The sequence below is a fragment of the Nostoc mirabile CHAB5784 genome (assembly GCF_020829645.1).
GTDB classification, from domain to species: domain Bacteria; phylum Cyanobacteriota; class Cyanobacteriia; order Cyanobacteriales; family Nostocaceae; genus Nostoc; species Nostoc mirabile.
In genome coordinates, this window is sequence record NZ_JAIVFS010000211.1 from 1 (window position 1) to 6221 (window position 6221).

The window sequence follows — 6221 nt, forward strand, 5'->3', positions numbered from 1 at the left end:
CCCCCTCCCAGAGGAAGTATTAATCTAACAAAGTAGCATCCAAGACTTGCTTGAGCCGTGTACTTGGAAACTTGTAAGCACGGTTCTTAGGGGGGAACGAGGCAGCAATGCCTCTGCCCTACCCGACCATTGGGGAAAAGGCGATCGCACTTGTTTGTCAGACCGGGGCGGTCGCCTTTGTTATGTGTGCAAACAACGTTGTGGTTTAGCACAACGCTCTCAAAAAGATTTGGCGTAGCCATCAAAGCTAGTTGCTAAGAGCATTATCAAGACAGCAGATGGATAGCATCAGGGGACGTGTACAGCTTTAACAACGTCAAAAGCTAATCGTCTAATGTCTTTTGGTAATTATTTATTCAGTGCAATATCCATTTCCCGGCTGTGTACCCCTCGCCAACTCTTGTTGTGCCAGTGCCTCGGTTACTCATCAAGCGGTCACTTTGGATTGTGCTGTTAAGGTTCTGTGGGTTTTAGCGCTTCTTTATTTATCAAAGAGGCATAACGCTTTTTCCTCTCTGTTAATTACAAGTCTAACTTGGAATATCGCCCTTTGTCAAGAGATAAACTTATATATTTATAAGTTTAATTTGGAAAAATATAAAATTTTTTTGTATATTTACAAGTTTAGATCCTAACATTTGTACTAGTGTTAGGTAGCGGAGTACATTTAAGGTGTTGATTTTTGTGAACCAGACTTTGATTAAGTGGAAATTAAAAGAGGTAATGGCAAGATATGACATCAAGGCGGGTGATCTTGCCGATGAGTTAAACCTCAGTGCTAATTCAGTATCAAATTTACGGAAAGCCAAAACAATGCCACGCTTGGATGGTCATTCCTTGAATAATCTCTGTAACGCACTAAATCGTTTAGCGCACGATTTAGACAGGCAGATTACTCCGTTCGATTTAATTGATTACACCCCAGATTCAGATACTTCTGCCCCTTCTGAGAACCCTAACAGCAGTAAGAGTAGCACACCAAGCCAGCGTCGAAAGTCTTCAGCAATTGATGCTGAAAATCAAGCCTCTTTAACGGCTGCCTAGCAAAAGCGATCGCCGCCGGTCAAAGCAATGCGATCGCCTGCTCAATCCGTTGATCACAAAGTGAGCTAATTATAATGCTGACACATTTTTGGGCAAACACCCTTCAGTATCTCCTCGGTTCACTTTGGTTAAACTGCAACACCTCAACTTTCAAGCATTTACCATAGTGGGCAACATATATGCTGACACTAGAAAGAGAACAAAGAACCTTACCGCTCGATTACGCCAACCTCAACACCAGCATCCAGGAAACCTTCACCGCCATCGATAGGTTCGAGTGCTTCGTGGTAGATGAAATCCTCCTGATGAGGGAACAGCAGCTTTACCTGCAAGCTGGATATAAAAACTTTTCAGAATACTGCCAGCGTGAATTATACGCTTGGGGTGGATACCGACGAATCAACCAACTGCTAGAGGCAAAGACAGTCATTGATACAGCTGGTGAATTGGGCGGACACATCAAAAATGAGCGTTAGGCTCGTTCACTGCTGCGGCTAGTCAAGGAACCAGAGAAACTAAAACAAGCTGTAGCGATCGCTCCTTGAAGATGGGTGATGACCGTCTCAAACTCTGCGATTAGATGAGCATCATCACCGGGGTTACTCTCCTCAAGGGAACTAACATATTTAATCGCCTTTACAAGCCTATCCTCTGCTCTATAAGCCTCCAGGTGAACCCCTGCATAGCTCCAGGCTGGATCTGGAACAGGGTAATTTTCTGGGTATTCAAAATCCTTATTAGTCATATTCTGATTGCCCTGATAAACTTGAAAATACATCTAAAAGCTAATCGAATCACTCTATTGATGGATAGTTTACCCGCCCAATTCGCTGCTGGGGTATTTTGTTTATGAAAATCAACAATTTTTTCTCTAGTCCTTTTGACAAGACCCTCAGAAGCTATAACCTGACAGGTAAAGCTCTATCGGTAGAGTCGGAAGTCAGTCAAAACCACATCTCAGACTTTAGAAATGGTGAGAATATCACTGTTGAGGCACTATCAAAGCTGATGAGGGCTATGGAAGAGTTAAAGCCTGGTAGTGTAAGTCACTTCCTCAGACAGGTAAGCGAGCAAGCATCGCCAGAAGTCTCCAAGCCAAATAAATTTCAAGCAAGTTTGGAAAATCTGATAGAGAGCGCAACGGATGAGGAAGTTGAGGGGATTATGCTTGCGATCGCTCGTAAATGGAGGTTAAGAAATAGTAATCAAGAAAAAGAACTTTGTGCTTAGAGTGACATGAATACTTCTATCAGGGCTACTGAAGCGAGGGTGGTAAGTTTGGATGATATCAAAAATCTTATAGAGTCACTGCCACTGGAGCAAAAAGAGCGACTGGTAGCAGAAGTATTCGCATCACTTCCAGAAGAGTCTAAAAGGAAAATGCCTGAGTTAGGCGGTGTTAATGTAGTCACCGGCGGTTCTAATTTTGCTGTCAACAGCAGCCTTTACATCCAGATACAGAACGCCCCTAATATTGACATCGCCTCAATTATTGAAGCCGCAGCCATACGCCATAAGCGTGATAGGGAATCAAAACCATAAGACTTGTCACTGTGACAATTTAATATAACAGGCGATCGCCCCTTACAAGCGACCTCAAAAGAAAGATTATCTCGTAAATTGCCAATTCCCACAGTGGCAAAATAACCAAAATATAAGTTTAGTAGAAAAGTTAACAGAAAATTGCGATCGCGGGGGGCAGCCAAAAATGAAGCGTTCCCTGAGCCAGCCCTTAGACCCAGACCGGAGGCGGAGCGGCTCCGGCTCCGCACAGCATTCATAAAAAGAAACTGCTGCGGCAACGCGGCGGCTCCTATTGCTGGCCTGCGAGAGCGATCGCAATCAGCACCACCAACACGAAATACTCAACGTTACTCCCAGTCCTCAACCGCAAATTACGATTACCTGGGCAGACACATCTCACGGGGCTTGGCCAAAACATCTCTACACCACCCCGCGTGAAGACATCCGCAAACCAGCCGAAGGTGTAACCAATGCTCAGAGCGTGAACGAGATTAATAAACTGAGGGTGAAAAAGTGCTACACCATACCCAACAGCTGCTACAACTGCACTGGCAACCAAGCTGTGAGTGCAGCTGCGGTGAGGCATTCTGCTTTCAAAAAACGCACTTACCCACGGCAAGACGCGACCAGCCGGGGAGGTGGACACATCTATATCTGGGAGCAATCCAGCGATCGCACCCACCGCAATGATTGTAGGGCTAGCAGTCCCAAGGAGCAAACTGGTAGCCGTTCCACTAATTAATAAGTGCGATATCCCCAACATAATTACGAATTACGAGCTAGAAGTAGCATTGGTACACCGTTTCGCTTTAGCTGCTTGAGCCACATCCTAAATTTAGCGTCGCAGGCGTGGGCATCATCCAGTACCAGGAAAGCTGTATTTTCCTCGCAATAAGTTGGGATCGCCCGTTTCAACTTGTCAGCTGTCAGTGACTTGCCCTCCAGGTCTTCGGTTGGAATATCAAACTGGTGGGCAATTTCCAAGAGCATCTGCTTGGGTGTTGCAGGCTCGATAAATGCCACAGTGAAGCCATCATCCTGTAATTTCTCAACTACAGCACTAGCTAGTACAGATTTACCACTACCATCCTCACCAGCTATGAGAATAGCCCCATTCGCTAGGAGTGAGGCTGTAGTCCGGTTTAACTCGGCTTGTCGGTAAATTCGGAAATCTCCAGGCGCGGGTATCTCCGACGCTCGCGGACTCGAAGAGGCTTCTCTACGAGAGGCAACGCCTTCGCTATCTATTATTGGTGCTGGGTCTTGAGTAGTCGAATTCTTAGAGGAAAGTTTAGGAGCGTAGATGCAAAGCAGCTTGTCGCCAGACATCGCCAACACTCCCCCCATGCCCAATGCCAGCAATGAGAGGGGATTCAGCCCATTAGCAGCAACAATCACCCCAGTTGCCAGCATTCCCAAAAACTTCAGGCCGCGCTGATAGAACCCATTGCGGCGTTGATCAATGAGTCGGCGTAGGCGAAAGGGTCGATGCAAGGCATTTCCCCCGATTCCTTGATTTTGGTTTTTAGCTCATCTGGTAATAGGTTTGGATTTTCAATAAAGTGACGAGCGAGTATGTTTTCTGCAATTAACGTACCAGCTGCTTTACCCTGTGCAGATTGTACGATGGCGGCGACATCATCGACTTGTCCTGAAGACTGCGATCGCTTGCTTGGGTGCGTATTCTGGCGCTGTAACTTGCTGAGTCTCTGCGACTGTCAAGGTAGTTGTAGGTGCTGGCTGCTCGTCCTCTTCAATTGGCCACGATGGTTCCGGTACTGGGTAGCCTTGCATCCTACCAGTCTGCTGTATGTGTTCGTGTAGTCCGTCCATGTAAGCTATCTGGTCAGCATCCAGATAAGCCTTATCGGATTCCTTCCAGGTTGTAATCCGAAGGTATCGTGTCCGAGCGTAGAAGGAGTCACGCCCAATCCCATATTTTTTTTGTAATTCTAATATGGAAATTTTAGAAAAATTTTCTTCTTTTTGAGAATCTTCGCCGTCAGTTTGGATGTTATCGGGTTGATTGTCTGCCATAATCCGCTTGTTGTATGCCAGTTTTTCACTCTATTATCTGGCGTACAGTCTGCCGGAGTGTACGGTAAGATTACGGGTTGTATTGTGAAGCTTCACCCGACAAAGTAATAAAATCAGTGCTGTGGTAATTACGGTTTACTAATCTAGTTGCACCTTGTAACCAGCCTGCTTTGCCTGTTCATAAGCAGCATTGATTTTAGCTAGCGATCGCCCCAGACATATCTCACATTTCCTCGCTTGAAGAAGAGATCGTCCAAAAATTAACATTCATTGATGATGTCTTCACTAGCATCGTACTGGCGTAATACACTGAAAGTAAGAAGTCGGATAGTTGACCGTGGAATTATCAACACTACAAGGACAAGCAGCAAGTATTCTCGGTTTGGCAGGGCAATCGATAGATGCTGCAACTGTTTTGTTGGCATTTGAGGCGGGAATCAATTACTTTTTCTTTTACAATTTAGAATCTGAAAACTTTTTGAGTGGCTTAAAATCTCTGTTGCTAACAAACCGTGAGCAGGTCTTGGTGGCAACGGGGAGTGAAAACCGAGATATACAATCTTTACGCCTTTACCTCGACTCTGTGCGCCATCGCCTAGATGTCGAGCAGGTGGATGTATTCTTTGCTGAATATGTCTCCCCTGCTGACGACATGACCCAGGTTCAGGTGTTGCTTGATGAACTTCGTTTGTGGAAGGACTCTGGAGTTGTGCGCTACGTGGGAGTTACCACACACAATCGAGCCATAGCTTTAAAAATGATAGAACGTCATCAGTGTGATGTGTTGATGCACCGTTACAATATGGCACATCGTCAGGCTGAACAAAATGTTTTACCTGCTGCTCAAAAAGCTGGTATTCCCGTGGTGGCATTCACTTGCACGCGCTGGGGAACGTTACTCAAAGGTCATCACAACTGGCAGCTTCAACCACCCACGGCAGCAGACTGTTACCGCTATGTACTAAGTCATCCGGCAATACGTCTGGCGCTCACCGCACCCCAAACTAGGCAGCAATTAGAAGAAAATCTTGCTGTTCTGCACGCGCCCCAAATTGAAGCCCAAGAAGTAGCCAAATGGCAGGAATACGGAAACTTGATTTATGGAACTGGGCAAGATGCGTTTGATACTCAGTGGATTTGAGGACGGGTTGAAAGCGTATACAAAGACCGCTGGTTGCGATCGCCATAAGACGGCTCCTTTGGAGCATCGCAATTTTCTATTCAGTTTTCTATTAATGCTTCCAACTGAGCCAAGAGCTTTTCTACTTTGGATTTTTTCTTCGGGTCATCCCACACTTTCGCTTTCTTGAAGCGTTGGAACGTATCATCAACACGCTCTTTTATGGATGCTGTCTCTGTTTGAGATGATGAATTTAATTGAGCAGCAGACTCAATTACTTGAATCTTACGTTTGATTTCGCTCAGTGAGAGATTTAGGACTTTCGCATCCTCTAAGAGTTCTTTTCGTATCTCCTCATCTTGAATTCGGGCGATCGCCCATTATGGCTGAAAGAAACCATTCTGTTTTCTTAGGAGCAGCCCCACTGGCGGCGATCGCCACCCGCTATGAATGGAAGAAACTATTTTGACGCGACTAATCAGCAGGTATATTAATA

10 protein-coding genes are annotated in these 6221 nt (G+C 45.6%); 6 read left to right on the forward strand and 4 right to left on the reverse strand.

The genetic code is table 11. From position 1 onward, the window contains the following. Nucleotides 1-46 precede the first annotated feature (46 nt). The 3 genes from LC653_RS44115 to LC653_RS44125 all read left to right on the forward strand — a co-directional run bounded on the left by LC653_RS44115 (nucleotide 47) and on the right by LC653_RS44125 (nucleotide 1520). On the forward strand, nucleotides 47-238 hold the full coding sequence (locus tag LC653_RS44115; protein WP_229501568.1) for a hypothetical protein: 192 nt from the start codon (nucleotides 47-49) through the stop codon (nucleotides 236-238). 446 nt (nucleotides 239-684) lie between these two features. Then, a complete protein-coding gene (locus LC653_RS44120; protein ID WP_229501569.1) occupies nucleotides 685-1044 on the forward strand; it encodes a helix-turn-helix domain-containing protein in 360 nt (119 codons plus the stop codon). 179 nt (nucleotides 1045-1223) lie between these two features. Beyond that, nucleotides 1224-1520 carry a hypothetical protein gene (locus LC653_RS44125; protein ID WP_229501570.1) on the forward strand — a complete coding sequence of 99 codons (297 nt, stop codon included), beginning with the start codon at nucleotides 1224-1226 and terminating at the stop codon, nucleotides 1518-1520. Here LC653_RS44125 and LC653_RS44130 read toward each other — a convergent pair. Next, entirely contained in the window at nucleotides 1517-1789 is a 273-nt protein-coding gene (locus LC653_RS44130) for a hypothetical protein (protein WP_229501571.1), read from the reverse strand. The genes LC653_RS44125 and LC653_RS44130 overlap by 4 nt on opposite strands. 104 nt (nucleotides 1790-1893) lie before the next feature. Between LC653_RS44130 and LC653_RS44135 the strand changes: the two genes are divergently transcribed. Together LC653_RS44135 and LC653_RS44140 are read left to right on the forward strand one after the other, a co-directional pair. Next, complete coding sequence (locus tag LC653_RS44135) at nucleotides 1894-2274, forward strand: hypothetical protein (protein WP_229501572.1); 381 nt, start codon at nucleotides 1894-1896, stop codon at nucleotides 2272-2274. Nucleotides 2275-2280: 6 nt separating this feature from the next. Beyond that, nucleotides 2281-2586, forward strand: coding sequence for a hypothetical protein (locus LC653_RS44140; RefSeq protein WP_229501573.1), 306 nt, complete (start codon nucleotides 2281-2283; stop codon nucleotides 2584-2586). 271 nt (nucleotides 2587-2857) lie between these two features. Here LC653_RS44140 and LC653_RS44145 read toward each other — a convergent pair whose 3' ends face one another. From LC653_RS44145 to LC653_RS44155, 3 genes are all read right to left on the reverse strand, one after another. Beyond that, on the reverse strand, nucleotides 2858-3331 hold the full coding sequence (locus LC653_RS44145) for a metal-dependent hydrolase (protein WP_229501574.1): 474 nt from the start codon (nucleotides 3329-3331) through the stop codon (nucleotides 2858-2860). Between the two features lie 2 nt (nucleotides 3332-3333). After that, on the reverse strand, nucleotides 3334-4062 hold the full coding sequence (locus tag LC653_RS44150) for an ATP-binding protein (RefSeq protein ID WP_229501575.1): 729 nt from the start codon (nucleotides 4060-4062) through the stop codon (nucleotides 3334-3336). 144 nt (nucleotides 4063-4206) lie between these two features. After that, a complete protein-coding gene (locus tag LC653_RS44155) occupies nucleotides 4207-4605 on the reverse strand; it encodes a hypothetical protein (protein ID WP_229501576.1) in 399 nt (132 codons plus the stop codon). Between the two features lie 337 nt (nucleotides 4606-4942). Here LC653_RS44155 and LC653_RS44160 point away from each other — a divergent pair, with 337 nt between their 5' ends. Next, nucleotides 4943-5746, forward strand: a complete 804-nt coding sequence (locus LC653_RS44160) for an aldo/keto reductase (protein ID WP_229501577.1) — start codon at nucleotides 4943-4945, stop codon at nucleotides 5744-5746. Nucleotides 5747-6221: the final 475 nt, after the last annotated feature.